The organism is Oscillibacter valericigenes (assembly GCF_021531915.1).
GTDB classification, from domain to species: Bacteria; Bacillota; Clostridia; order Oscillospirales; family Oscillospiraceae; genus Oscillibacter; species Oscillibacter valericigenes_A.
The window spans coordinates 13,057-36,600 of the sequence record NZ_JAFBIV010000021.1 but is presented as its reverse complement, the minus strand read 5'-3'; the positions used below and the strand labels follow the sequence as shown (position 1 = coordinate 36,600).

Below are 23,544 nucleotides of genomic sequence, written 5' to 3'. Positions count from 1 at the left end.
CCCTGGACCAGTATCACTTCCACGCCATGGCCTCCGGCTGGGACGCCCTGGAGAAGGCCGACGGCAAAAAGATCTTCATCTGGCACCTGAACGGCATGGAGAACATGCCCTGCGGTGCCGCCTACAACAACGATGAAAAGCGCCTGTGGCCCGGCGAGCCCGGTGACTGCCTGGACCACAAGCGGTACGCGGACACCCTGAAGAAGATTGGCTTCGACGGCGATGTCTGCACCATTGAGGTGTTCCGCCCCGACTACTACAAGCTCTCCAACGAGGAGAACATCCAGAAGGCCGCCCAGGTCACCCGCGCCCATGTGGAGACCTACTGCTGACCATACCGGCGGTAAAACATGACCGCCCCAAAGCACTGAACCCGATCGTTACCCGCCGCGAAACGCCCAGTCTGAAAAGGACTGGGCGTTTCGTATATAAGCGTGTGCCAAAAAATCCGCATCTACCAAAATCATATTGACAGTTTTGAATGTGACGCATATAATAAATCAAGAATTCTTGATTTGAGGTGAGGGTATGGCGACCGTGTATGAGGAGCGGGCAAGGGTATTCAAGGCCCTCTGCGATGAGCGGCGGCAGCGGATCCTGGAGCTGCTGCACAGCGGCGAGAAGTGCGCCTGCGTGTTGATCGACGAAATGGATATGCCCCAGTCCTCCCTCTCCTATCACATGAAGATCCTCTGCGACTCCGGCATCGTCACGAGCCGGGAGGAGGGCAAGTGGACGCATTACCGAATCAGCGAGCAGGGCAGCAAAAAGGCGATTGAGCTGCTCAGGGAGATCACAGCCGTCTCAGAAAGCGGCTCCGGATGTGAAAACTGCCGCAAATGAAGGAAAAGGCCATCCCGATGTGGAGATGGCTTTTTGCCGGCCAATCAAATCCAATTTTCTTGATCTAATCAGAGAGTGAGGAGATCACTATGCAACTATTGGGAACGGGCTGGGACTTCTTTCAGAACGAAGTCCTGGGCATGAAGTGGCTGAGCCGTCTGATCGGCAGCGCCGTGGAAGCCTGCGGGCTGGACCCCGCAAGCAAGGCAGGCGGCAGCATCCAGTTCTTTTTCTATGATGTCATCAAGATCATGGTGCTGCTGGGCGTTTTGATCTTGCTCATCTCCTACATCCAGAGCTATTTTCCACCGGAGCGCACGAAGAAGATCCTGGGCCGGTTTCATGGCATCGGCGCAAACTGCCTCGCGGCCCTTTTGGGCACGGTGACACCCTTTTGCTCCTGTTCGTCCATCCCCCTATTCATCGGCTTCACCAGCGCCGGCCTGCCCCTGGGTGTCACATTCTCCTTTCTGATCTCCTCCCCCATGGTGGACCTGGGCAGCCTGGTGCTGCTGATGAGCATTTTCGGATGGAAAGTTGCTGTCGTCTACGTGGTGCTGGGGCTGGTCATTGCCGTCGCCGGCGGCACGCTGATTGAAAAGCTGCACCTGGAGGAACAGGTGGAGGCGTTCATCCGCAACGGCCGCGCCATTGACCTTCCCCAGGAGGAACTGCATTTCAAGGACCGCATCCGGTACGCCTGGGAGCAGGTGGTGTCAACCGCCAAAAAGGTTGCGCCCTATGTGCTGATTGGCGTCGGCATCGGCGCCTTCATCCACAACTGGATTCCTGAAGAATTCATCGTGAAGATCCTCGGGACCGGCAATCCCTTCGGCGTGATCATCGCCACCATCGCCGGTGTCCCCATGTATGCCGACATCTTCGGCACCATCCCCATTGCGGAGGCTCTGCTGGCCAAGGGCGCCCAGCTGGGCGTGGTGCTGTCCTTTATGATGGGCGTCACCACCCTGTCCCTGCCCTCCATGATCATGCTCCGCAAGGCGGTAAAGCCGAAACTGCTGGGCATTTTCGCCGCCATCTGCACCATGGGCATCATCCTTGTCGGTTACTTTTTCAATGCCATTCAAAATCTGATCATATAATGGAGGTACGGTCATGTCACCATGCAGATGAAACAGGCCAGCGCAGCACGCATGGAGGAATATATCAAAGCAGTCTCTGCGGTATGAAAAAGCACGATTTAACACCTTCTAAAGCCCTTGGGCCGCAAGGGTTTTAGAATCTGGTAAGGCTAAAAATAAGGCTAAAAACACCCCAAACACAAAAAAAGAATCCCCAAAGCCTTGCGGCTCTAGGGATTCGTTTGGAGGTGACACCCGGATTTGAATTCGTCCGGGTAGTTTTTTGCCCGTTTTAGGTCAGGATATTTCATTGCTTTTCGTGCCTACCACGGCAAATGTTAGGGTTAATCTGTATTAAGTTCTCTCCCCTCATTTTAGCCACTAAAGGGAAAACTAAAGGGAAAACTTTTGTTCGGAAGCATCGACATATCAATGCAATAATAAACAGAATACACCCGTATTATCCTTGGGACTATCCAAAAGTTCTTTCAATTTCAGCCATTTATAAAATGAATTAGGCAAGCAGCAGTGGGAAGGTAAGCGCCAGGCTGATCACCAGACTCAACGAATTCAGTACCCCATACAATGATGGCTTGCAGCCGCATTTCTCACAGTATACCATCGTGACAGACGGGATCGGCGCCATCATGGACAGCACCGACACCTGGCGGATCAGAAGTGGCAGAGGAGATAACCAGACCAGACATGCCATCAAAAAGCTGCCAGCGTAGCGCAGTATCAGGATCTCTGCGATTTGCCTGCGGTCTCGCCGGTCTACCCGTACTTCAAACAGGATTCCAATCATCAGCATCGCCAGAAAGGTGTTGGCACCGCCAATAGTAGAGGCGATTTGATATATTGGCTCCGGCAGAGAAATCTGCAAAACAGACAGTATCATCAGAACGAGATAGGTCATAAACGGCACGGAATGGGCTACTTTGTTCAGTACAAAGCGGGGCCGGATATGCTCTCCGCTGCTCCTGGCAGACACGACCGCGTAGGCAATACCGGAATTTACCGGACAGTTTCCCGCATCGAACATGGCCACGCCGATCAGCGCCTCCACGGGGAGGAAGCTCTGCACAAAGGGAAGCACGAAACAGCCAATGTTATAACTGCATACGTTCAGCCCGCACAACGCCCGCGTGGCAGCATCCCGCCCACGGCTCCACCAAAGTCCGAAAAACAGCATCACCAGATTGCTTGCCAGCGCAATACCGATCAAAGACAGGTAAGCCGCATCAAAACGAAAGGAGCGGAAGCCGGTAACCAGAGCCGCTGGCAGCGTCAGGTTGACCACAATGCGGGATAGAACCTTGGCGTCTTCCACGCGAAAAACGCCAAGGTGCTTGAGGGCGTAACCGGCAAAAATCATCAATGCCAGCCCTACCGCTTTGACAAGGATCGTCTCCATAGGTTCAGCCCATCATCAGATTGGGAACGAACATGGACAGCGGCTGCCAGAAGGTGACCAGCATCAGGACCAAAACCATCATGGCATAGAACGGCAGACAGGCTTTGGTGGCTTCTTCGATCTTGATGCGGCCGATGGAGCAGCCTGCAAACAGAGCTGCGCCCACGGGAGGTGTGCAGAGGCCGATGGCCAGGTTCAGGATCAGCATGGCGCCGAACTGAACGGGTGCCATGCCCAGCTGAGTGGCGACAGGCAGCAGAATCGGGGTCAGGATCAGGATGAGGGGACCCATATCCATGATGCAGCCCAGCACCAGGCACATCAGGTTGATGAGCAGCAGAATGACCACCTTGTTGTCGGAAAGGCCCAGCAGCAGGTTGGTGACCATGGCGGGAACTTTCAGGTAGGCCAGCAGCCAGCCGAACATGGAGGCGGTAGAGATCAAAGCCATGACCATGGCAATGGTCCGCAGGGACTTCCGCAGAATGTTGCCGAACTGACGCAGAGGAATTTCACGATAGACAAAGAATGTAACGATGAATGCATATACCACAGCTACGGCGGCGGACTCGGTGGCAGTAAACCAGCCGAAAATAACGCCGCCTACGATAATGATGCAGGTCATCAGACCCAGCAGGGCGTCCTTGGTAGCCTGCCAGATTTCTTTCAAGGACATCATCCGGCCCTTGGGGTAGTTGCGCTTCCGGGCGATGATAGCCGTCATGATCATCAGGGCGACACCCAGCAGGATGCCGGGAATCAGACCGCCCATGAACAGCTGGCCGATGGACACGCCGCCGCCCGCCGCCATGGCGAAGAGGATCATGTTGTGAGAGGGCGGGATCATAACGCCCTGGCAGGAGGAGGTGACGGTGACTGCCACGGAAAAGTCCTTGTCATAGCCCGAATCCGTCATCATGGGAATAAGGATGGAACCGATAGAGGAGGTATCCGCCACGGCGGAGCCGGAGATGCCGCCGAAGAACATAGATGCCAGGATATTCACCTGAGCCAGGCCACCCCGCATCCATCCCACAAAGGCGTTTGCCAAGTCGATGAGCCGACGGGAGATGCCGCCCTGGCCCATGATTTCACCGGCCAGAATGAAGAAGGGAATGGCCAAAAGAGAGAAGTTCTGGACGCCGCTGACCATGCGCTGGAACAGCGTGGCTAGAGGGATGTTCAGGTACAGAGCCGTCAGAACGGAGGAGATGCCCAGGGTGAAGGAAATCGACATTCGGAGCATGAGCAGAATCGCGAAAGAACCCAGCAGAATCGCGATGGCAACAGAAGTATCAGGCATTGGTCATATCCTCCCCAGCTTGACTGTTTTCGTCGGCAAAGAGCTTTTTATCCTGCTTTGCCGCCACCAGAATCGCATTTACCAGAACTAAAAGGCCGGACAGAGGCAAGATGACATACAGTACTGAACTCGGCATCTTGGTGGCAGGCAGCGTGGACATTTTGGTCATATTCATGATAATCAGGCCAAAGTATACCATGCAGCCACCGAATACGGCAATGAGCAGGTGGTTGATGGATTCCAACACGCTCAACGCCTTGTCAGGGAGTTTGCTGGTAAACATCTCAATGCTAATGTGGATCTTCTCCAACACGCCAATGGCCATGCCGATCAGGCTGAACCAGACCAGCATCAGTGTGGCGATCTCCTGCGTCCAAGCAAAGCCACGCTTGAAGATGTAGCGCAGGATCACGTCGGTAAAGACGATGATCGTCAGGCACACCATGCAGATCATTGCGAACCATTCCAGCGCTTTGAACAGAAAGCGGCAGGCTTTTCGTAAAAAAGACATAGATGATCTCCTTTCCAGATGATAAATAAGGGACGGCCATTGAAGGCCGTCCCTTGTTCAGCGTGAATCAGCCCAGAGCCTGGACACGCTCCACGATGGCCTTCTGCTCAGCGTTCAGGAAGGAATCATACATGGGAGCGACAGCATCCTGGAATGCCTTGACCTCTTCGTCGGTCAGAGTGGTGAGGGTGCAGCCCTTCTCTTCAGCGATCTTGGCATTCTTAGCCTCGGACTCTTCCCAGGCGTCACGGTGCCAAACCTGAGCTTCCTTGGCGCAGTCGAAGATGATCTGCTGATCCTCAGCGGACAGCTTGTCCATGGTCTGCTTGGAGGCCAGGATCATGTCAGGCATGTAGGAGTGACCGTCATAGGTCCAGTAGGGAGCGACCTCCCAGAAGGACATCTCGATATAAGAGGTCATGTTGTTCTCAGCGCCGTCCACAACGCCGGTCTGGATGGCGGAGTAGGTGTCATTGAAGGGCAGGCCGACACCGTTGCTGCCCAGAGAGTCCATCAGAGCCAGCATCAGGTCGGATTGGGACACACGGATCTTCATACCGGCCAGATCAGCGGGGGTGTGAATTTCCTTCTTGGCGTTGAAGAAGTTACGGGAACCGGGATGGATGTAGGTGATGCCCACCAGGTTGTTATCCTTGAAGGTCTCAAAGACTTCCTGACCGATCTCACCGTTCAGAACCTCGAACAGGTGATCAACGCTGGTGTACTCATAGGGCATCTGGAGGGCGTTCATCAGAGGGGCGAACTCAGCAGAAGCGCCGGAAGACACGCGAGTGAAATCCAAGCCGCCAAACTGGCACTGCTCGATGGTGGAGCGCTCATCGCCCAGCTCACCGGCGAAGTGGCACTCGATGGTGATGCGGCCGTTGGTCTTCTCGTTCACCAGGTCGGCGAACATCTGGCAGGCCTGGCTGGTGATGTGCTCGGCGTTATGGCTGTTGGCCAGACGCAGAACAACGGACTCGGCGGGAGTCTCCGCAGCGGGGGTCTCAGTGGTCTCAGCGGGCTTCTCGGTGGTCTCGGCGGGCTTTTCGCTGCTGCCGCAACCAGCGCACAGGCTCAGCAGCATGACGACAGCCAGAAGGGATGTAAGGAACTTTTTCATCTTCTCTTCTCCATTCTACTTTATTTGCCTTTTGACGAAGGCTTTTCTGTATTATTATTGTATCTGAGAACAAAATATTAAGAAATCGTAAAGTTTTGCGATTGCGCTGTTGATTTTTTTTCGGTGTTCAAAATGGCGCCCTCAAATTTGTGCAAAACTGACAACAGCAGGCATTTCACCTGCTGTTGTGTGCCTATATTGAGGACTGCGTCATCGTATTTCGGTAAGCTGTTGGTGTACAGCCGACAGACCGTTTAAATACCTTTGTGAAATAGTTAGCATCGGGATACCCTACGGACCGCCCCACCTCACTGACGGAAAGTTCTGTGGACGCCAGCCGCTTTTTTGCCTTTTCGATGCGGTAGGAGGTAAAGAAATCCAAAAAGTTTTTTCCTGTAACAGCCTTTACCTGCCGCGAGAAATAAAACGGGCTCATACCCATGCTCTCAGCTGCGTCTTCCAGGGCCATATCCTCCGCATAATGCTGCTGCACCCATACAGTCAACTCGGCTTCAAAGGGAGACGCTGGCCGGGCGGTATCCGTCTCTACATGAAAAAACTTTTGCAGAATCTCCCGCAGTTCCGTTTCGCCAACTGGTTTCAGAAGGTAATCCTCGCCTCCAGTGCGGATGGCCCCCACTGCGTAGTCAAAACGGTCATAGGCTGTCAAAAACACCACATGGGCCTGCGGTATCTGGCGTTTGATGACCGCAGCGGTCTCCAGGCCGTTTTTATAAGGCATTTCAATGTCCATAAAAACCAGCTCCGGCTGCACATGCAGGGCTTTATCCACAGCTTCATTCCCATCCGCCGCCGCTTCAATCAGCGCCGCATCGCCCAAAATTCCCCTCAACCGGGACACCAACGCACTCCGGCTCTTGGGCTCGTCTTCAGCAACCAGTATCTTGAACATATTCCTCGCCCTCTCTCACAATGAGTCTCACACAGGTGCCCATGCCGGGACGGCTGAAAACATCCAACTGCCCACCGCTCAGCTCCATCCGTTCCCGAATATTGGAAAGCCCCACTGAATGGCGCCCTAGAGTCTCTCTGCTCTGCGCTGGATCAAATCCGCAGCCGTTGTCCGTCACCATGATGGCGACTCCCTTTCTCCCGCGAAATGTGCGGACGCGGACCTGGCCCCCACGCTCCCGCAAGCCATGGAGGATCGCATTCTCCACCAGCGGCTGAAGAATAAATTTCGGCACCAAAATGTCGGAAAGTTCCGTGTCCTCCTGTATTTCCATGGTGATTCGTTCCCCGTACCGGGTCTCCTGCAACTCCATATAATCCCGCAGAAGCTGGATCTCCCGCCCCAGTGTCACGACCTTTTCATCGCTCTCCAGTGAGTAGCGGAAAAAGTTGGAAAGACGCAGGATCAAATCCTCTGATAGAGGTGCATCCTCCTCCCGCGCCAACGCGGCAATCGTGCTGAGGGTATTGAACAGGAAATGGGGATTGATCTGGCTCTGAAGCTGGGCAAAGCGCCCCTCCTGCAGTTTTCTCTGCATCTGAGCCGTCTCTACCTCTTTTTCCAGCAGATGCTTTTCCATCTCGGACTGTTTTTCCAGCGCATGGATGGTGCGGCGTATCTCTGTCTGCATCAGGTTAAAGGACTTGGCGGTGCGGCCCAACTCGTCATCACCGCGAACGATCAGCGGGGGTGCGTCATACCGCCCGTTGCCGATCATATCCGCCGCCCGCCCCAGCGCCGCCAGAGGCCGGAGAATACTGCGGTTGAACACCAACAGCACCACGCACATCAGTGCGGTGGCAATTATTAAGAAAATTACAAACCGGCTGCTGCTTCGGGTATTTGTTTCGTCGATCTCCTGCCATTGTTCACCGCCCTGTATCATTTGACTGTGAAGCAGATCTCTGGTATAGCCGTCGATATAAGTGGATTGCGTTTTAAGGGAGAGATAATGCTCAATCATTTGTGACGGAGTCTCCTCTTCCAGCAAAGCGGCCTGGGACTTTCGATAGTGCTCCATTGCGTTGCAAATGGCTCTCTTCAGGGCGTATTCCTCCCGTCTGTCTGTCTGTAAGTCAGGCTGTAATTCCTCCAGGCAGTGGTCTGTGTCATGGACAGCGGCAAGGTAATCTTCCCTGGCGTTCATAGGTCGTACAGGGCGAATATAGGCTTCAAGATACACATTTTCCGCAGAAAAAGCCTCCATAAAGCCAGTAATGTCCATATACTCATTCATGATGATTGAAGACTTACTGCTGAATGTATGGAGCTGCAAAACCACTAATCCAACCAGAATCCAAGTTGCAGCTAACATCGTTCCCATCAACAAAATGCTTTTAGCCTGAATGGAGACATCATACCATTTTGGGCGCACCCATTTCATTTAACCACCTCATCACGGGGAGGCAATATTACAGTTCCCCTTGGTACAGTAAAATCTAACTCAGGTACATATATCCATGATCTTTATAGAAAGCAATCCTTAAAAACCAATTTTTATACTTGATATTTTACTATATTTTTATAGGGAATACAAATTCAATCTCTTAATCTCGTGAAATATGTTTGGCAGTATGTACATTGGTAAGTAAGGAACAGCTTTTCCTCCTCGCCAATAACCGGTGAATGAAAACTGTGCTTTTCAAAACACTCCATCTTTGTATTTCCAATCAAATAGCCACACGATCAGATTTCTGATACGGAATATATCGGCGCGTATATATTATATCTATGAAGGCCTCGGGGTAATTCCCCGGGGCCTATTTCTATATTTGGAGGAATTGATATGAAAACCGAAACTTTTACCTGCTGTCACTGTGGACAGGAGCACTCACTGGAGAACCGCGTCATGGTGGGTGACGATGCACTTTGCGAACGCTGTGCCAATGAGGAGACTGTGATCTGTTCCCGCTGCGGAGAGCGTATCTACCGGGATGACAATGCCGGGGATGAAAATACGCCCCTCTGCCAGCCCTGCTATGATCGGCACTATACCAGCCGCGAACGCTGCGGACGTATCATCCATCTTGATGATGCCTACTATGAGGATGACGATGAAGATTACCCGCTGTGGTCTCCATGTTCATGTGAACCGGGATGCCTTTGGCGACACGGAGGAAGCCCAGGATGCGGTAATTGCCCGCATCCTTTATTATTTTGAAAAAAACTGGGAAGAGTTACTAAAATTCAGCCGCAGAACACCCCGTCAGCTGGAACGCTGGGCCACCCGCTATGGCTACAAGGACCAGCCAAAAGAACTGCTGGATCATGCCAAGAAGGGCTACCACGGCGGACGCTATACCAGCGTAAACCTCACCAATACGGATACCATCGAATTCCGAATCTTCCGTGGGACCCTCAAATACAATACCCTCATCGCCACATTGCAGCTCCTTGACCGGATCTGTGATGTGGCGCTTTATTTGACCGATGACCAGGTCAAGGCCATGTCCTGGACCACCTTTGTCTCCGGCTGTACGCAGCCTGAGCTGGTGCAGTACTTAAAGGAGCGGCGGCTGTATGTCAATGAGCCGGTGGAGAGCGAGGAGGAAGTCTGATGTGCTGCTTATTTGGGATGATCGACTGTCACGGACGGTTCAGTGCCAAGGAAAAGGCCCATATTCTTTCTGCATTGGCAACAGAATGCGAGGAACGGGGCACCGATGCCACCGGGATTGCTTACTGCACCCATGACCACCTGAGCATCTATAAACGCCCTCTGGAGGCTCACAGGCTGCGTTTCCGTATTCCGGAGGATAGCAGAGTCGTCATGGGTCATACTCGCATGACCACCCAGGGAAAGGCCAGCAGAAACCGAAACAATCATCCGTTCCTGGGGAATGCGGCTGGAGAGATGTTTGCTCTGGCCCACAACGGTATTCTCTACAATGACCAGCTCCTGCGCCGTACCAACCGTCTGCCGAAAACCAAAATTGAAACAGACAGCTATATCGCGGTGCAGCTGATCGAGCAGAAAAAAGCCCTCAACTTCTCCAGCCTGAAATACATGGCGGAGCAAGTCGAGGGCACTTTTACATTCACGGTGCTGGATCAGCAGGAGAACCTCTATTTCGTGAAGGGAGACAATCCCCTCTGTCTGTACCACTATCCCCGCTATGGCGTGTATCTGTATGCTTCTACGGAAGCTATTCTGGCAAGGGCACTGAATCGTCTACAACTGCCACTCGGCAAGCCGGAGCGTATCGAGTTGGGTTGTGGAGATATTTTGAGGATCACCGCATCCGGTCAGCAGGCAACAGCATCTTTTAACGCTTCACATCTTGCACAGCACTGGAGATATTGGCCCATGTGGACACCGGGGGTAAGGCGGACTGGCAAGGCCCGGACAGCAGAACAGGAGTATCTGGACGAACTGAAATCCGTGGCCTGCTGCTATGGGTTCTCGCCGGAATCGGTGGATCGTCTGCTGGAGTCCGGGTTTTCCACGGATGATATTGAAGAATGATCCGCCCATGATTGCCCTACAGGGCTGGAGTGTCTCCGGTCAGAAGATGGGCTTTTGCCGCAACACTAATGTACACAGCTACGATGAGTGCCAGCGTACCAAATGCCCCTTTTCCTTAGGATGCCAGCTTCTCTCTTTCCAGGAGAAAGCCACCTCCGCACTGGTAGTCGGCATTACGCAGGAGCGTTTCTATATGCTGCGCAGCAGCGGCAATCTGGACATGCTGCTCTATCGGCTCCTCCCGGATGGCCGTCTCCTGCCTCGCCGATACATCATTTTTGACGAGAAGCACCAGATGGCACAAATCCACACTCTGACCAAGCCCCTGATCGACCAAGCCTCTACCGAGTTCAACGCCCTGATCCGCAAAGTGGAGTCTACGGACTCCACCGTGCGCAGCCTTCAGCAGCGCCTTGGCTTCTGCGTAGAACGCATCTTTCAGGCTCTGCGCAGCAAGCTGTGTATCTCAACGGAGTATGGTATACGCGACATTCCTGTTGGTGTATGTACCTTAACGCAGGATGAAGCACTGCAAAACGCCCGGGATTACTATCAGTTTCAGGAAGCCCTCCTGTCCCGCCAAGTAAGGTATCTTACCAAATCCCTGCGTGAGGTATTCGATGTCATGGCCTATGTGTATGAAGGTAAGCCCTTCTTTTTCAGCAAGACCAACGGCTTCTGCATCTTCCATATCACCCCGCCAAAACTCTGCTACGGGCAGTGTCAAACCATCCTGTTCGACGCCACTGCGGAAGTTGACGCAGACTACCGCTGTCTGGAGCACACGAGATTTCTCAGGGGCCGACCGGAGCACGCCGAATGTGCAGTCAACTACGAGATCTATGACCACCCTGACCTCAATGTCTCCAAAAGTGCCATGGAGAAGGGCTGGAAGCTCCAGGCGTTCGGAACATACATCGGAGAGATCCTGCGGGAGACTAAGGGTGACATATTCCTCTGCACCTATAAAAACCTGTCCGAACCACTAGCAGACTATCTGAAGACGCATCTGCCGCCTGAAGAATTCAATCGGATTCCACTCATGCCCGACCGGGAGCGCCCTACGATCCCATATCTGGGCGGCACAAATGGCTCCAATATGTTCAACCACTGTACCAATGTGATCATGCTGGGCTATCCCCGCCTGGATCCTCAGACCTATCTGACATGCACCTGTGCGGCATTTGGCGAGGAGCAGGTCTCCCCAGCGCTGCAGGCCCTGTCTCCTCAGGATCTGCTGAATGGCTCTCACTATAACCTGCTGTCTCTGCCCTTGGTGAATGACTATGTGACGCACCACCTGGCCGCCCGGCTGGAGCAGGAAATCTACCGCAGCGCCCTGCGCAACCCGGATTTTGACGGTGATATCCGGATCTATCTCTTCTGTCCTCCGCCCGCCGTCCTAAAGATCCTGCAGAAACGGATCCCTGGCACAACCGTCCTGTACAAGGACCTTCCGAAATGTATCGAACTCAGCAAACGGATGTGCCGCAGCTTCGAAAACGGACAAACCAGTTTTCGAAAGCTGATGGACTTCCTGTCGGCCTGGGATGGAACACGGATCCGCGTGGTTGATCTCCGGGATCGGCTCGGTATCAGCCCCGCAGTCTGGAAGGACTTGATCGCCGACCCACGGATAAAGGAGTGGTTTCAGGACAACCACGTTCTGCGCAGCGGGCGCGGTATCAACACCACATGGTATATCACTGGAGCGCAGTGTGCCTGATGCCTTCTGATATCGAGCCATTCTCCGTACATATACTATAACTTTAGAATACGATATCAGCTAAAATTCCCTGCGCTTCTATACCGCAAAGAAACCTGCTGCAGAACAGCAGAAATTTTAACCAGGAGGTTTTACTATGAATGAAAAGCAGACTCGTATGAATTACTTTAATGTGGAGGACATCCCCTTGGTTCTTCGTGTGGAGGACCTAAGCAGAGCCCTTGGAATTGGACGAAATACAGCATATGAGCTGGTGCGTTCCGGGCAAATCAGAAGCATTCGCATCGGGCGTCAACTTCGCATTCCCCGGGATGAATTGCAGAGATTCCTGAATATTGCTTGAACTATATCAGGGAGGGGCGGTTTGCCCCTCCCGCAAAACCCGAAAGGAGAAATCACATGGCAGGAAATAAACGTGCTGCATCTGGAGCAGGTACGATTCGAAAGAAAACTGTTAAGAGGAAGGGGAAAGAATACACTTATTGGGAAGCGCGCTATACTGAAGGATACGATTCCGGAACTGGAAAACAAATCCAACGTTCCATCACTGGGAAAACACAGAAGGAAGTCGCGCAGAAGCTAAGAGAACTGACATCCGCCATCGATGCCGGAACATATAAAGAACCCTGTAAAATGACCGTGAGAGAGTGGCTGGATATATGGACAAGCACATACTTAAACAGCGTCAAACCGCGAACTATCGAAATCTATAAAAGCGACATTCGTCTTTATATCAATCCCGCTTTAGGTTCAATACGCTTGGAAGGCCTTTCCACCCATATCATTCAAAGTTTTTACAATGGACTCACCGAAAATCGCAAGGACGGAAAGAAAGCCCTCTCTGCCAAGACAGTAAAAAATATCCACGGGGTTCTTCACCATGCTCTAAAACAAGCTGTAGCCAATGAGCTGATTCGCTCCAATCCAGCAGATGCCTGCACATTACCCCGGATTGAAAAGAAAGAGTTAAAGCCCTTGGATGAAAACGAAATTGCTCTATTCTTGAAAGCGATTCATGGGCATCGTTTCGAGAGCATCTTCCTTACGACTTTGTTTACCGGTTTACGGGAAGGAGAAGTACTTGGGCTCACCTGGGACTGTGTAGACTTTGATCGTGGAATTCTTCTCGTAAACAAGCAGATTCAATTACATCAGGAAGCCGGGATAGATGCATATAAGTTGGTATCCCCCAAAAATGGCAAAAGCCGTTCAGTTGCTGCGGCACCATCTGTAATCGCCTGTCTCAAACGGCATAAATCAATCCAGGCCGAAATACAAATCAAGGCAGGTTCTGCATGGCATAATCCCGACAATCTGGTATTTACGGATGAACTGGGTGGACATTTGACAAAGTCTGCCGTATATCGGGCGTTTAAATCTGCTGTCCAGTCTATTGGCCGTCCTGATGCCCGTTTTCACGATATGCGACATTCCTATGCTGTAGCCGCTATCCGCTCTGGAGATGATATCAAGACAATTCAAAGTAATTTAGGGCACGCCACTGCAGCCTTCACCCTGGATGTTTATGGGCACGTCACCGACAAAATGAAACAGGAATCTGCTTCCAGAATGGAGACATTTATAAAGAGTGTGTCTGGTGGGTAAAACCCTCACCAGACACATTCTTTTGTTTTCGTTCCTGTAAATGTCAGATCGTATCACCGTACGCATCGGCTATCAGCGCATGGATTCACAGCTGTAAAGGGAAAACTAAAGGGAAAACGCCCCTCAAAAGGCATAAGAAAAACCTCGTAACCATTGCGGTTACGAGGTTTCTTTCTGGAGGTGACACCCGGATTTGAACCGGGGAATGAGAGTTTTGCAGACTCTTGCCTTACCACTTGGCTATGTCACCATGGTGTACGTTTATATTATATGCAAACTTTTCAAAAAAGTCCACACTTATTTTTAGATTTTGATGCCCACACTTTTGTGTGGGCATCAAATTTGGAGCGGGCTACGAGGCTCGAACTCGCTACCTCCACCTTGGCAAGGTGGCGCTCTACCAGATGAGCTAAGCCCGCAAGTGGTGCCCAGAGCCGGAATCGAACCAGCGACACGTGGATTTTCAGTCCACTGCTCTACCAACTGAGCTATCTGGGCAAATCTTTTCCGCGCCGATGGGCGCGGCATGGGGAATTTCAACCCCAAAAGGGACCCACGAGATGAGATCCATCTCGTGGGAGATGGCGACCCGGAACGGGCTCGAACCGTCGACCTCTAGCGTGACAGGCTAGCGTTCTAACCAACTGAACTACCGGGCCATATAACAACTTTGGTGGGAACAACTGGACTCGAACCAGTGACCCCCTGCTTGTAAGGCAGGTGCTCTAACCAGCTGAGCTATGCTCCCCTGTTGCCGCACTCGTCAGACGGCAAAAGTTATTATACGGAAAACCCCCTCGCCTGTCAACCCTTTTTTTAAATTTTTTCAGTCTTTTTTCGTCATGCCCGCCAACAGCCCCTCCAGGTCCTCCCGAGTGAACTTCTGGACGCTGTCGCAGAAGCGGCATGTCATTTCCGCGCTGCCCTGCTCGTCGATGAGGCTGCGCATCTCCTCCGGGCCCAGGCTGATGAGGGCCTTCTCCATCCGCTCCCGGCTGCAGTAGCAGCGGTATTCGATGGGGCTCTTCTCCAGGATCTCCAGCTCAAAGTCCGGCATGACCCGCCGCAGCAGGGACTCCGGATCGCTGTCCGCCTTCAGCAACGCCGTCACGGAGCCGGCAGCCATAATGCCCCCCTCCACACGGCTGACGATCTCCTCTCCGGCGCCGGGCAGCAGCTGGATCAGATAGCCGCCGGCAGTCAGGACACTGCGGTCCCGGTCCACCAGGACGCCCAGGCCGCAAGCCGTGGGGATCTGCTCGGACTCCACAAAGTAGGCCGCCAGGTCCTCGGCGATCTCGCCGCCCAGCAGGCTGACGCTGCCCACATAGGGGTCCTTCATATTCAGATCCCGGATCACCGTCAGCATGCCTTCATGGCCCACTGCCGCACCCACATCCAGCTTTCCGTCGGGACGCAGGGGCAGGTCCACGGTGGGATCGTCCACCTTGCCCCGGACGTTGCCCGCATTGTCGGACACCGCCAGGATGGTGCCTAAGGGGCCGTCGCCCTTGATCTGCAGGGTCACGCTGGCGCCGTCCCCCTTCAGGGCGTTACCCAGCATAGAGGCCGCCGCCAGGGTGCGGCCCAGGGCCGCCGTGGCTACCGGGGTGGTGTGGTGGATCTGTCGTGCCCGCTCCGTCAGGTCCCGGGTGGACACCGCCACCGCCTTCACAAAGCCATCCTTACTGATGGCGCGTACCAGTTGATCGCTCATATCAAAATGCTCCTTATGATGCTTCTCCATTCAGGGACGGACCGCCCGGACGATCCAGCGGTCCTCCTCCACCCTGGGGGGGCGGGAGGTCAGATCACCGCTGACGGTGATCTCCGCAAAGCCCGCGTCGGTGAGAAACGTCCGCAATTGCTCCTCTGTCCAGGCACGCTCCCGGTGCTCCTCAAAGCTCCGGTCCCATGTGCCGTCCGCATTCAGCTGGAACAGGTCCACTTGATAGGTGCAGGCCTGGGTCCGCTCGCTGAAAAAAGTCCGCCAGACGCAGAAGGTCTCCTCGGTCTCGTCCATATACATCTGCCCGTCCATACGCCGCAGCTTGTAGGGCGTGTTCACGTCAAAGATGAAGGCCCCGCCGGGCTTCAGCCAGCGGAATACCCGGCAGAAGGTCTCCCGCAGGTCCTTCTCCCGGGTCAGGTAGTTCAGGGAATCCAGGGTGGACACCACCGCGTCCACCGGCTCAATGAGCCGCAGGCGGGGCATGGACTGGTGCAGGAACAGCGGTGCCCGTTCCTCCAGGACCGCCGCCTTGCTCATGGCCTGGGTCAGCATCTCCTCGGAGCCGTCCGTGGCCGTCACCTGATACCCCCGCTCCGCCAGCAGGCAGGCGATGGTACCGGTGCCGCAGGCCAGGTCCAGCACCGTGTGGACCGGAATGCGGCTCTTCCGGAACTGCTTCTCCAGAAAGTCCGCCCGCTTCCGGTAGCTGCCGTCCGCCATCAGGGCGTCATAGCTGTCCGCCAGTGCGTCGTAGCTGCTCATTTCTTCTTGTTCTTCATCCGGCCGAAGATCTTCTCGTAGGCACCGGTTCCGTAGCTCAGAGACCGGTTCACCCGGCTGATGGTGGCGCTGGAAGCACCGGTGCGCTCCAAGATGTCGTTGTAGATCATGCCATCATCCAGCAGGGACGCCACCTCGAACCGCTGCTCCATGGACCGCAGCTCTGACACGGTGCAAAGGTCCTGGAAGAAGTCATAGCATTCCTGCTCATCCTTCAACTGCAGGATCGCTTTATACAGCTGATCGCTCTTTTCCTTTTTGCCGATCTTTACCATACGAAACGCCTCCCCTGGCATGGTTCTGTGTAATTAGCGGCATCTCCACCGCAAGCTCTTATATTTTAGCATTGTACTGCGTGAAAGTAAAGGGGGTAAATGTGAATTTTTTGATACTTTAAAGTATGAACGACTTTTTCACCTCCTTTCCTATGCCGCGTATACTGGGACAGATGAAAAGGAGGGGCACACCATGACAAACATCCATCTGCAGCCCTTTACCGCGGAGCGGGAGTGGACCATCGAGGATATTCCCGTGCTGACGGCGTCGGTCTCCGTGCCGGAGCCGGTCCCGGCTGCGGACAGCATCTCCCGCCGCATCCGGCGGTACTATCAGCTGCAGTGCCGCTCCTTCCTGCGCTACTGCGAAAAATGGCTGTTCCCCCTGGCAGAGGCGGAGTATCGGGCGGCGCTGGCCATCAGCGCCCCGCTCCCCTGTTTTCACGCCGCCCTGGAGTACCGGGTCACCTGGCAGGACCAGGGGCTCCTGAGCCTGTACACCCAGTCCCGGGAGGTGACGCTGCCGGGCCAGACCCTCCTGACACGGCGGGGCGACACCTGGGACCTGGCGGCGGGTTATCCCATTCCCCTGGGAGACTTTTTCCCGGCCCGCAGCCCCTGGAAGCGGCAGCTGATGGCACTGGCGGCAGAGGAGATCCAGCGGCAGGAGCGGGCGGGCGCGGCCCAATACCACCTCCGCCGCCCCCAGGACCTGCGCCGCCGCTTCAATTCCCAGAATTATTACCTGACCTCGGAGGGCCTGACCGTCTTTTTCCCCATGTACGCCATTGCCCCCGCCGCAGAGGGCATCCCAGCCTTTACGATCCCCTACACCCAGCTGGGCGAGGGTGCCTTCGCCCGCCTCCGCCCTCCGGCGGAACCATAAAAAAACCGGGAACGGCACTGCCGTTCCCGGTTTTCCTATTCGGAGCGTTTTACTTGCTCAGCTTGCTGCCGTCCCGCTCTGCGACGGACTTGACCACCATGCCGGTCAGGGCGAACAGGGCGATGGCGTTGGGGATGACCATCAGGTTGTTGAACATGTCGGTCAGCTCCCACACCAGGTCGTTGCTCATCAGGGTGCCCAGGAAGATGAACACCAGGGCGATGACGGAATAGACCACGGTGGACTTCTTGCCGAACAGGTAAATGACGTTGATCTTGCCGAACATATTCCAGCTCAGCACCGTGGAGAAAGCGAAGAAGAACAGGCAGATGGCCACGAAGGCAGCACCGAAGCTCTGGCCGAACACGGTGCCGAAGGCCGTCTGGGCCAGGTTGGCCTTGCCGATACCCTCGGGGATGGCGCCGGTGGCCAGGATGCCGTCGGAGGTGTACAGGGTGGAGATGATGACCAGGGCGTTCAGGGTCAGCACCACGAAGGTGTCGATGAACACGCCGATCATGGCCACCACGCCCTGATCGTGGGGATGGGCCACATTGGCCTGGGCGTGGGCGTGGGGGGTGGAGCCCATACCGGCCTCATTGGAGAACAGGCCGCGCTTGGCGCCCTGGCTGATGGCGGTCTTGATGGCATAGCCGAAGCCGCCGCCGATGATGGCCTGGGGCTGGAAGGCGTACTTGAAGATCATGCCGAAGGTGGCGGGGAGATACTGGATGCGGGCAATGAGGATCACCAGACCGCCCACCAGGAAGATGGCAGCCATGATGGGGACGATCTTCTCCGTGACAGAGGCCAGACGCTGCATGCCGCCCAGGAAGATGAAGCCGCAGATGATGACCAGCACGATACCCACGACCCAGGAGGGGATGCCGAAAGCGGTCTGGAAGGTGGAGCCGATGGAGTTGGACTGGACCATGCAGCCCATGAAGCCCAGGGCCAGGATGATGGCCACAGCGAAGAAGCCCGCCAGGAACTTACCGAAGCCGCCCTTGAAGGCGGTGGTGATGTAATACACGGGGCCGCCGTGGATGGTGCCGTCCTTATCCACAACGCGGGTCTTCAGGGCCAGGGTGGCCTCCGCGTAGATGGTGGCCATGCCGAAGAAAGCGATGATCCACATCCAGAAGATGGCGCCGGGGCCGCCGGTCAGGATGGCGCCGGAGGCACCCACGATGTTGCCGGTGCCCACCTGGGCGGCGATGGCAGTGGCCAGAGCCTGGAAAGAGGTCATGCCGCTGTCGTGCTTCTTGCCGTTCAGAGTCAGGTTGCCGAAGACCTTCTTCATACCCTCGCCGAAGCAGCGGACCTGGACGAAGCGGGTCTTGATGGAGTACCACAGGCCCACCGCGATCAGCAGGAAGACCAGAATGTAGTTGGACAGATACGTATTGATTTTGACGACGACGTCGAGCAGCGCGGATTCCACAGATGCGAACATGGTTGTTTTCCCTCCTGAAAAAATAAACGGACCAGCTGAAAACCAGCTGCCCCGGAAAAGAAAACACAGAGATGCGCGGACGGTCCCGTCCACGTTTCCCTACTCTGTCCTTTTACCTGAGAGATTCAGCGGCTGCGCCGCCTTGCACCTTCGGTACCCGTCACCGGGCTTCTCCAGAGCCACATCCATTTCTAGTCCCTGCCCGTATCCGGGCGCCTGAGAGTTTCACTCCTTCGGCAGGCTTTCGCCGTTCCCCTAGAAACTTCGTTTGCCGTTATCAAATTGTGGTACTACCTTACCATGTCCGCCAGCTGTTGTCAACCGTCTTTTTCGACAAATCGTCCGTCGATGAACGACGCTCATTCTCCCGTTATGGACAAACGCCGGTCCGGATGTCCCGGACCGGCGTTTGTTACATGATGAAAAGACAACTGTTTGGAAAGATGTCCGCGCCGTCCGCGAGAGGCTTACAGCTCCTCCACGGCGGCAACGCCCTCCACGCAGTGGATGGCATCCAGTAACGGCTCCACCTTGCACTTCTTATGAAGCCGCAGGGAGAAAATGGCGCAGGCGTTGTGATGCTCGCTGCCGGTGGCCCGGGTAATCTCCATATTCAGAACCTTCACATTCTTCTCCCGGTACAGCTTCAGCACCTGCTCCAGGCAGCTTCTGTCGGTATATTCCATGTACAGGTTGATCTCCGGGGCGTTCTCCAGCATCCGGTACTCCAGCTTGGAGAACAGCAGCTCCGCCAGGATGATCAGGAAGGTGGCAAAGAGCGCCCCCTCATAGAAGCCGCCGCCGATGGCCAGGCCGATGATGGCGGAGGCCCACAGGCCCGCCGCCGTGGTCAGGCCCTTGACCCGCTGGCGCTGGGTCACGATGATGGTGCCGGCGCCGATGAAGCCCACACCTGCCACTACCTGGGCGCCCAGGCGGGCCATATCCGTGTAATAGTGCATCTGCAGATACAGGAACTGGCTGGTGAGGGTGGTCATGGCCGCGCCCAGGCAGATCAGGATATGGGTGCGGAAGCCGGCGGGCCGCCGCTTGTACTCCCGCTCGATGCCGATGATGCCGCCGCACAGCACCGCCAGGACCATTCGAACCGTTATGGACACCATATTCACGTCCCGCAGGCTGTCAAAAACAGATAACATGGCCGTTCCTCCTCTCTCAGATCTCGTCGATGGTGCGGACGGTCTCCAGCTCGGAGATGGCCGCCAGCACCTGGGTGTGCACCTGCTTGTGGTTCAGCCGGATGGAGAACACCGCGCTGGGATTGCGCAGCTTCTCTTCACGGCCATGGTCAATGTCCACCTCATAGATCTGGACATCCTGAGCCTTGATGCGGCCGATAATATCACCCACGTCATCCAGGGATTCGAACTCCACATAGATGTTCATATTCCGGGCATTTTCCACCACGAAATTCTCCAGATAGGGCAGCAGCCGGATGGACAGAAAGATCAGAAGGAATGCCAGCACCACACACTCATAGAAGCCCGCGCCGATGGCAAGACCCATGCAGGCGGAGGCCCACAGGCCCGCCGCCGTGGTCAGGCCCTTCACCTCCTGGCGGCCGGTGACGATGATGGTGCCCGCGCCCAGGAAGCCGATGCCGTTGATGACCTGGGCACCGAAGCGGGACACATCCGTGCGGATGCCCACCTCCCCGGCGGTCTCCGCCCAGGCGCCGGTCAGCATCCCATACTCATACTGGCTCAGCAGCATGGTCAGCGCCGCGCCGAGGCATACCAGCATGTATGTACGGAAGCCGGCGGCCCGGCGCTTCTTCCCGCGCTCCATGCCAATCAGGCCGCCGAAGGCCATGGCCATGACCAGCCGCAGCATCACCGACCAGATATTCAGTTCCCGCAGGAAATTCAGACACTCCATGCAGGTATTCCTCCCCTCTCCGACAGGACCATATAAATTGGAAAGGAAGAACTGGCCTTCCGCCATTTCTTCCTTCCCCTATATCACACACTCTGTCAGATCATATAGGTTCTCAAACGTTTGCGAATTCAAGACATTCTTTATGTAATCTATATTAATACCATTTCTATGAAACTTTGTCAATATTTTTGCATTTTATTTTTACTTTTTTGTTTGTTTCGACATAGCGTTTCCTATCTCCTGGTGTTTCTTCCCTGTATCTCCCTCTGAAACGTTTCCGAAAAGATGCTCCGGGAGCGAACTCCCGGAGCATCTGCTGTTTCTTGATTTACCGGCCCACCATAATGTCCAGGATCTCCTGGTCGGTGCCCCGCATGCCCAGCCGGGCCAGGCGGCCCACGTTGTCGATGGTGTTCTCCACGCCTTTCTTGATAATGCCCTCGCCGCCCACAAACTCATGGCCGCCGTTGACATACATGTGGTAGCCCATGAGGCCTGCGTCCACCGCGGCGGCGATTTTGGCCGCGCAGGAGGGCTTGGCCCCGTCGCAGATCATACCGGAGCAGATGGCCAGGGTGTTGGCGATGGTGTGGGCAATGATCTGATAGCGGCCGCCCTTCAGATAGGCGATGCCCGCCGCCGCGCCGCAGCCGGCGCTGACGGCCCCGCAGAAGGCGGACAAACGGCCGATGCCGGTCTTCTGGTGGATAGTCACCAGGTTTGCCACTGTCAGCGCCCGCAGCAGTTCCTCATGGCTGGCCCCCATGTCCCGTGCATATTCGATCACCGGCAGGGAGGTGGTCATGCCCTGGTTGCCGCTGCCGGAGACGATCACCACCGGCAGTTCGCATCCGCTCATACGGGCGTCGGAGCCCGCGGCGGCAGCCGCCTTGGCCCGGACTGCCACATCGTCGCCGTAGAGGCTCCGCAGGGTGCGGCCCACCTCGGCGCCCCAGCCACCCTTCATGCCCGCCTCGGAGATGGCGGTGTTATAGGCGATCTGCCGGTCCAGCAGCTCGGCCACATCGGCGGTGTCCAAACAGTCGGCAAAGGCCACGATCTCCTCCACGCTGAGGACGGAGCGGTCGGTCTGCTCCTCGCCGTCTCCGGCGCTGGCTTCCGCCTGGAACAGCACCTCCGTATCCCGCTGGATGCGGACGATGTTGGTGTGGAAATCCACGATCTCACAGCAGGCGGTATGCTCCCCGGCCATCACTGTCACGTTGATGAAAAACACCCGGTCTCCCAGGGCGGGCACCACCCGGATGGCGCAGCGCTCCATCAGGGCCTTCATGGCCTCGATCTCCTCCGGTGTGACCTGAGACAGCACCTCCAGCCCCAGTTCCGGACGGCCGGCGGCCATGCCCGCCGCGGCGGAGGCCTCGATGCCCTTCAGGCCGCCGGTGTTGGGCACCGTGACAGCCTTCACGTTCTTAATAATGTTGCCGCTGACCTCCACCCGGCACTGCTCCGGTTCGGTGCCCAGAGCCTCCCGGGCCTTGGCGGCGGCCAGGGCGATGGCGATGGGCTCCGTGCAGCCCATGGCGGGGATCAGTTCCTCTTCCAGGATCTTGACGTAATCTTCATAGTGGGACGTCCGTTCCATTTCCTGCGCCTCCTCTTTGTTTTTTCTTATTATACAGGAAAACCGGTGCGGGAGCAAGCCCGGACCGGTCCTGCTTCAGCCCAACAGCACATCCAGCAGCATCATCACCAGAAAGCCCGCCATCACACTGGCGGTGCCCGCGTGGGAGTGCTCTCCCAACTGAGCCTCCGGGATCAGCTCCTCCACCACCACGTAGATCATGGCGCCTGCGGCAAAGGACAGCACCCAGGGCATGATGCCCGCGACGCTGCCAGCTACCAGCACTGTCAGCAGGCCGAAGATTGGCTCCACGATACCGCTGGCCGCGCCGCAGAGGAATGCCTTTTTCCTGGACACTCCCTGGGACTTCATGGGCAAGGACACCGCCGCCCCCTCCGGGAAGTTCTGCAGTCCCATGCCCAGGGCCAGCGCCACAGCACCCGCCAGGGCACCGCCCTCCCGGGCCGCCACGGAGAAGCTGAGGCCCACCGCCATCCCCTCCGGGATGTTGTGCAGCGTCACCGCCAGCACGATCATGGTGGTCCGCTTCCAGTGGGCCGGCAGGCCCTCCGCCTCGTCACTGCCGATGTGGAGATGGGGCAGCAGCCGGTCCAGGGCCATGAGGAACAGTCCGCCCAGCACGAAGCCGCCGCCCACCGGCAGGATCACACTCTGGCCCCGGCTCTCCGCCATCTCCATGGCGGGGATCAGCAGGGACCACACCGACGCCGCGATCATCACCCCGGCGGCAAAGCCCAGAAACACCTTCTGCATGGTGTGGGACATCTCTTTTTTGAAAAAGAACACCATGCCCGCGCCCAGCACCGTGGCAAGGCAGGTAAAGCCCGTCCCCAGGGCGGCGTAAAGCAGTTCTCGTTGCAGCAT

General features: G+C 55.9%; 23 protein-coding genes, 5 tRNA genes and 1 riboswitch. Of the genes, 9 read left to right on the top strand and 19 right to left on the bottom strand.

Going from position 1 to position 23,544, the window contains the following annotated elements:
* From JQM66_RS11130 to JQM66_RS11120, 3 genes are all read left to right on the top strand, one after another.
* Positions 1-332 (top strand): TIM barrel protein (locus JQM66_RS11130; protein WP_235229945.1); only part of this gene is annotated, 332 nt, incomplete at its 5' end.
* 196 nt (positions 333-528) lie between these two features.
* Positions 529-843, top strand: a complete 315-nt coding sequence (locus JQM66_RS11125) for an ArsR/SmtB family transcription factor (protein ID WP_235229944.1) — start codon at positions 529-531, stop codon at positions 841-843.
* 89 nt (positions 844-932) lie between these two features.
* Complete coding sequence (locus JQM66_RS11120) at positions 933-1,946, top strand: permease (RefSeq protein ID WP_235229943.1); 1,014 nt, start codon at positions 933-935, stop codon at positions 1,944-1,946.
* Positions 1,947-2,439: 493 nt separating this feature from the next.
* Here JQM66_RS11120 and JQM66_RS11115 read toward each other — a convergent pair whose 3' ends face one another.
* The 6 genes from JQM66_RS11115 to JQM66_RS11090 all read right to left on the bottom strand — a co-directional run bounded on the left by JQM66_RS11115 (position 2,440) and on the right by JQM66_RS11090 (position 8,633).
* Positions 2,440-3,339: an AEC family transporter gene (locus JQM66_RS11115; protein ID WP_235229942.1), complete on the bottom strand. Its 900-nt coding sequence runs from the start codon at positions 3,337-3,339 to the stop codon at positions 2,440-2,442.
* Positions 3,340-3,343: 4 nt separating this feature from the next.
* Entirely contained in the window at positions 3,344-4,642 is a 1,299-nt protein-coding gene (locus JQM66_RS11110; RefSeq protein ID WP_235229941.1) for a TRAP transporter large permease, read from the bottom strand.
* A complete protein-coding gene (locus JQM66_RS11105) occupies positions 4,635-5,153 on the bottom strand; it encodes a TRAP transporter small permease (RefSeq protein WP_235229940.1) in 519 nt (172 codons plus the stop codon). The genes JQM66_RS11110 and JQM66_RS11105 overlap by 8 nt, the downstream gene beginning before the upstream one ends.
* Before the next feature lie 67 nt (positions 5,154-5,220).
* Positions 5,221-6,276, bottom strand: a complete 1,056-nt coding sequence (locus JQM66_RS11100) for a TRAP transporter substrate-binding protein (RefSeq protein WP_235229939.1) — start codon at positions 6,274-6,276, stop codon at positions 5,221-5,223.
* A 193-nt stretch (positions 6,277-6,469) separates the two neighbouring features.
* Positions 6,470-7,189 (bottom strand): response regulator transcription factor, encoded by a 720-nt coding sequence (locus JQM66_RS11095; protein ID WP_235229938.1) that lies wholly within the window; start codon positions 7,187-7,189, stop codon positions 6,470-6,472.
* Positions 7,167-8,633 (bottom strand): sensor histidine kinase, encoded by a 1,467-nt coding sequence (locus JQM66_RS11090; RefSeq protein WP_235229937.1) that lies wholly within the window; start codon positions 8,631-8,633, stop codon positions 7,167-7,169. Before JQM66_RS11090 ends, JQM66_RS11095 begins: the two co-directional genes overlap by 23 nt.
* Before the next feature lie 670 nt (positions 8,634-9,303).
* On the opposite strand from JQM66_RS11090, the gene JQM66_RS11085 reads away from it, so the two are divergent.
* The 5 genes from JQM66_RS11085 to JQM66_RS11065 all read left to right on the top strand — a co-directional run bounded on the left by JQM66_RS11085 (position 9,304) and on the right by JQM66_RS11065 (position 14,046).
* Positions 9,304-9,807 carry an amidoligase family protein gene (locus JQM66_RS11085; protein ID WP_235229936.1) on the top strand — a complete coding sequence of 168 codons (504 nt, stop codon included), beginning with the start codon at positions 9,304-9,306 and terminating at the stop codon, positions 9,805-9,807.
* Positions 9,807-10,715, top strand: a complete 909-nt coding sequence (locus tag JQM66_RS11080; RefSeq protein ID WP_235229935.1) for a class II glutamine amidotransferase — start codon at positions 9,807-9,809, stop codon at positions 10,713-10,715. Before JQM66_RS11085 ends, JQM66_RS11080 begins: the two co-directional genes overlap by 1 nt.
* Positions 10,716-10,722: 7 nt before the next feature.
* Positions 10,723-12,441, top strand: a complete 1,719-nt coding sequence (locus JQM66_RS11075; protein ID WP_235229934.1) for a hypothetical protein — start codon at positions 10,723-10,725, stop codon at positions 12,439-12,441.
* Between the two features lie 136 nt (positions 12,442-12,577).
* The gene (locus JQM66_RS11070) at positions 12,578-12,784 is read left to right on the top strand and encodes a helix-turn-helix domain-containing protein (protein ID WP_235229933.1); all 207 of its coding nucleotides are present in this window, start codon (positions 12,578-12,580) and stop codon (positions 12,782-12,784) included.
* A gap of 56 nt (positions 12,785-12,840) precedes the next feature.
* Positions 12,841-14,046: a tyrosine-type recombinase/integrase gene (locus JQM66_RS11065; protein ID WP_235229932.1), complete on the top strand. Its 1,206-nt coding sequence runs from the start codon at positions 12,841-12,843 to the stop codon at positions 14,044-14,046.
* 175 nt (positions 14,047-14,221) lie between these two features.
* On the opposite strand, the gene JQM66_RS11060 is transcribed toward JQM66_RS11065, so the two are convergent.
* From JQM66_RS11060 to JQM66_RS11025, 8 genes are all read right to left on the bottom strand, one after another.
* Positions 14,222-14,296, bottom strand: a tRNA-Cys gene (locus JQM66_RS11060).
* Between the two features lie 93 nt (positions 14,297-14,389).
* A tRNA-Gly gene (locus JQM66_RS11055) sits at positions 14,390-14,465 on the bottom strand.
* A gap of 3 nt (positions 14,466-14,468) precedes the next feature.
* Positions 14,469-14,544: transfer RNA gene (locus JQM66_RS11050), tRNA-Phe, on the bottom strand.
* A gap of 84 nt (positions 14,545-14,628) precedes the next feature.
* Positions 14,629-14,705, bottom strand: a tRNA-Asp gene (locus tag JQM66_RS11045).
* A 12-nt stretch (positions 14,706-14,717) separates the two neighbouring features.
* A tRNA-Val gene (locus JQM66_RS11040) sits at positions 14,718-14,794 on the bottom strand.
* A 78-nt stretch (positions 14,795-14,872) separates the two neighbouring features.
* A complete protein-coding gene (gene hslO, locus JQM66_RS11035; RefSeq protein WP_235229931.1) occupies positions 14,873-15,763 on the bottom strand; it encodes an Hsp33 family molecular chaperone HslO in 891 nt (296 codons plus the stop codon).
* 30 nt (positions 15,764-15,793) lie between these two features.
* Positions 15,794-16,540 carry a class I SAM-dependent DNA methyltransferase gene (locus tag JQM66_RS11030; protein WP_235229930.1) on the bottom strand — a complete coding sequence of 249 codons (747 nt, stop codon included), beginning with the start codon at positions 16,538-16,540 and terminating at the stop codon, positions 15,794-15,796.
* A complete protein-coding gene (locus JQM66_RS11025) occupies positions 16,537-16,833 on the bottom strand; it encodes a YerC/YecD family TrpR-related protein (RefSeq protein WP_235229929.1) in 297 nt (98 codons plus the stop codon). Before JQM66_RS11025 ends, JQM66_RS11030 begins: the two co-directional genes overlap by 4 nt.
* A 193-nt stretch (positions 16,834-17,026) precedes the next feature.
* Here JQM66_RS11025 and JQM66_RS11020 point away from each other — a divergent pair, with 193 nt between their 5' ends.
* Complete coding sequence (locus JQM66_RS11020; protein ID WP_235229928.1) at positions 17,027-17,719, top strand: RsiV family protein; 693 nt, start codon at positions 17,027-17,029, stop codon at positions 17,717-17,719.
* A 49-nt stretch (positions 17,720-17,768) separates the two neighbouring features.
* On the opposite strand, the gene JQM66_RS11015 is transcribed toward JQM66_RS11020, so the two are convergent.
* From JQM66_RS11015 to JQM66_RS10995, 5 genes are all read right to left on the bottom strand, one after another.
* Positions 17,769-19,175, bottom strand: a complete 1,407-nt coding sequence (locus tag JQM66_RS11015; protein ID WP_235229927.1) for an alanine/glycine:cation symporter family protein — start codon at positions 19,173-19,175, stop codon at positions 17,769-17,771.
* 94 nt (positions 19,176-19,269) lie between these two features.
* A riboswitch (glycine riboswitch) is annotated at positions 19,270-19,362 on the bottom strand.
* Positions 19,363-19,642: 280 nt separating this feature from the next.
* Complete coding sequence (locus JQM66_RS11010) at positions 19,643-20,335, bottom strand: MgtC/SapB family protein (RefSeq protein WP_235229926.1); 693 nt, start codon at positions 20,333-20,335, stop codon at positions 19,643-19,645.
* 16 nt (positions 20,336-20,351) lie between these two features.
* Positions 20,352-21,074 carry an MgtC/SapB family protein gene (locus tag JQM66_RS11005; RefSeq protein WP_235229925.1) on the bottom strand — a complete coding sequence of 241 codons (723 nt, stop codon included), beginning with the start codon at positions 21,072-21,074 and terminating at the stop codon, positions 20,352-20,354.
* Between the two features lie 328 nt (positions 21,075-21,402).
* The gene (locus JQM66_RS11000; RefSeq protein WP_235229924.1) at positions 21,403-22,680 is read right to left on the bottom strand and encodes an L-cysteine desulfidase family protein; all 1,278 of its coding nucleotides are present in this window, start codon (positions 22,678-22,680) and stop codon (positions 21,403-21,405) included.
* Between the two features lie 75 nt (positions 22,681-22,755).
* Positions 22,756-23,544 carry a ZIP family metal transporter gene (locus tag JQM66_RS10995; protein ID WP_235229923.1) on the bottom strand — a complete coding sequence of 263 codons (789 nt, stop codon included), beginning with the start codon at positions 23,542-23,544 and terminating at the stop codon, positions 22,756-22,758.

What these genes read in the sequence shown, in the direction of transcription:
- JQM66_RS11125 (WP_235229944.1), top strand. Translation starts at nt 529, where the DNA reads ATGGCGACCGTGTATGAGGAGCGGGCAAGGGTATTCAAGGCCCTCTGC.
- JQM66_RS11120 (WP_235229943.1), top strand. Translation starts at nt 933, where the DNA reads ATGCAACTATTGGGAACGGGCTGGGACTTCTTTCAGAACGAAGTCCTG.
- JQM66_RS11115 (WP_235229942.1), bottom strand. Translation starts at nt 3,339, where the DNA reads ATGGAGACGATCCTTGTCAAAGCGGTAGGGCTGGCATTGATGATTTTT.
- JQM66_RS11110 (WP_235229941.1), bottom strand. Translation starts at nt 4,642, where the DNA reads ATGCCTGATACTTCTGTTGCCATCGCGATTCTGCTGGGTTCTTTCGCG.
- JQM66_RS11105 (WP_235229940.1), bottom strand. Translation starts at nt 5,153, where the DNA reads ATGTCTTTTTTACGAAAAGCCTGCCGCTTTCTGTTCAAAGCGCTGGAA.
- JQM66_RS11100 (WP_235229939.1), bottom strand. Translation starts at nt 6,276, where the DNA reads ATGAAAAAGTTCCTTACATCCCTTCTGGCTGTCGTCATGCTGCTGAGC.
- JQM66_RS11095 (WP_235229938.1), bottom strand. Translation starts at nt 7,189, where the DNA reads ATGTTCAAGATACTGGTTGCTGAAGACGAGCCCAAGAGCCGGAGTGCG.
- JQM66_RS11090 (WP_235229937.1), bottom strand. Translation starts at nt 8,633, where the DNA reads ATGAAATGGGTGCGCCCAAAATGGTATGATGTCTCCATTCAGGCTAAA.
- JQM66_RS11085 (WP_235229936.1), top strand. Translation starts at nt 9,304, where the DNA reads ATGAAGATTACCCGCTGTGGTCTCCATGTTCATGTGAACCGGGATGCC.
- JQM66_RS11080 (WP_235229935.1), top strand. Translation starts at nt 9,807, where the DNA reads ATGTGCTGCTTATTTGGGATGATCGACTGTCACGGACGGTTCAGTGCC.
- JQM66_RS11075 (WP_235229934.1), top strand. Translation starts at nt 10,723, where the DNA reads ATGATTGCCCTACAGGGCTGGAGTGTCTCCGGTCAGAAGATGGGCTTT.
- JQM66_RS11070 (WP_235229933.1), top strand. Translation starts at nt 12,578, where the DNA reads ATGAATGAAAAGCAGACTCGTATGAATTACTTTAATGTGGAGGACATC.
- JQM66_RS11065 (WP_235229932.1), top strand. Translation starts at nt 12,841, where the DNA reads ATGGCAGGAAATAAACGTGCTGCATCTGGAGCAGGTACGATTCGAAAG.
- hslO (WP_235229931.1), bottom strand. Translation starts at nt 15,763, where the DNA reads ATGAGCGATCAACTGGTACGCGCCATCAGTAAGGATGGCTTTGTGAAG.
- JQM66_RS11030 (WP_235229930.1), bottom strand. Translation starts at nt 16,540, where the DNA reads ATGAGCAGCTACGACGCACTGGCGGACAGCTATGACGCCCTGATGGCG.
- JQM66_RS11025 (WP_235229929.1), bottom strand. Translation starts at nt 16,833, where the DNA reads ATGGTAAAGATCGGCAAAAAGGAAAAGAGCGATCAGCTGTATAAAGCG.
- JQM66_RS11020 (WP_235229928.1), top strand. Translation starts at nt 17,027, where the DNA reads ATGACAAACATCCATCTGCAGCCCTTTACCGCGGAGCGGGAGTGGACC.
- JQM66_RS11015 (WP_235229927.1), bottom strand. Translation starts at nt 19,175, where the DNA reads ATGTTCGCATCTGTGGAATCCGCGCTGCTCGACGTCGTCGTCAAAATC.
- JQM66_RS11010 (WP_235229926.1), bottom strand. Translation starts at nt 20,335, where the DNA reads ATGTTATCTGTTTTTGACAGCCTGCGGGACGTGAATATGGTGTCCATA.
- JQM66_RS11005 (WP_235229925.1), bottom strand. Translation starts at nt 21,074, where the DNA reads ATGGAGTGTCTGAATTTCCTGCGGGAACTGAATATCTGGTCGGTGATG.
- JQM66_RS11000 (WP_235229924.1), bottom strand. Translation starts at nt 22,680, where the DNA reads ATGGAACGGACGTCCCACTATGAAGATTACGTCAAGATCCTGGAAGAG.
- JQM66_RS10995 (WP_235229923.1), bottom strand. Translation starts at nt 23,544, where the DNA reads ATGCTGCAACGAGAACTGCTTTACGCCGCCCTGGGGACGGGCTTTACC.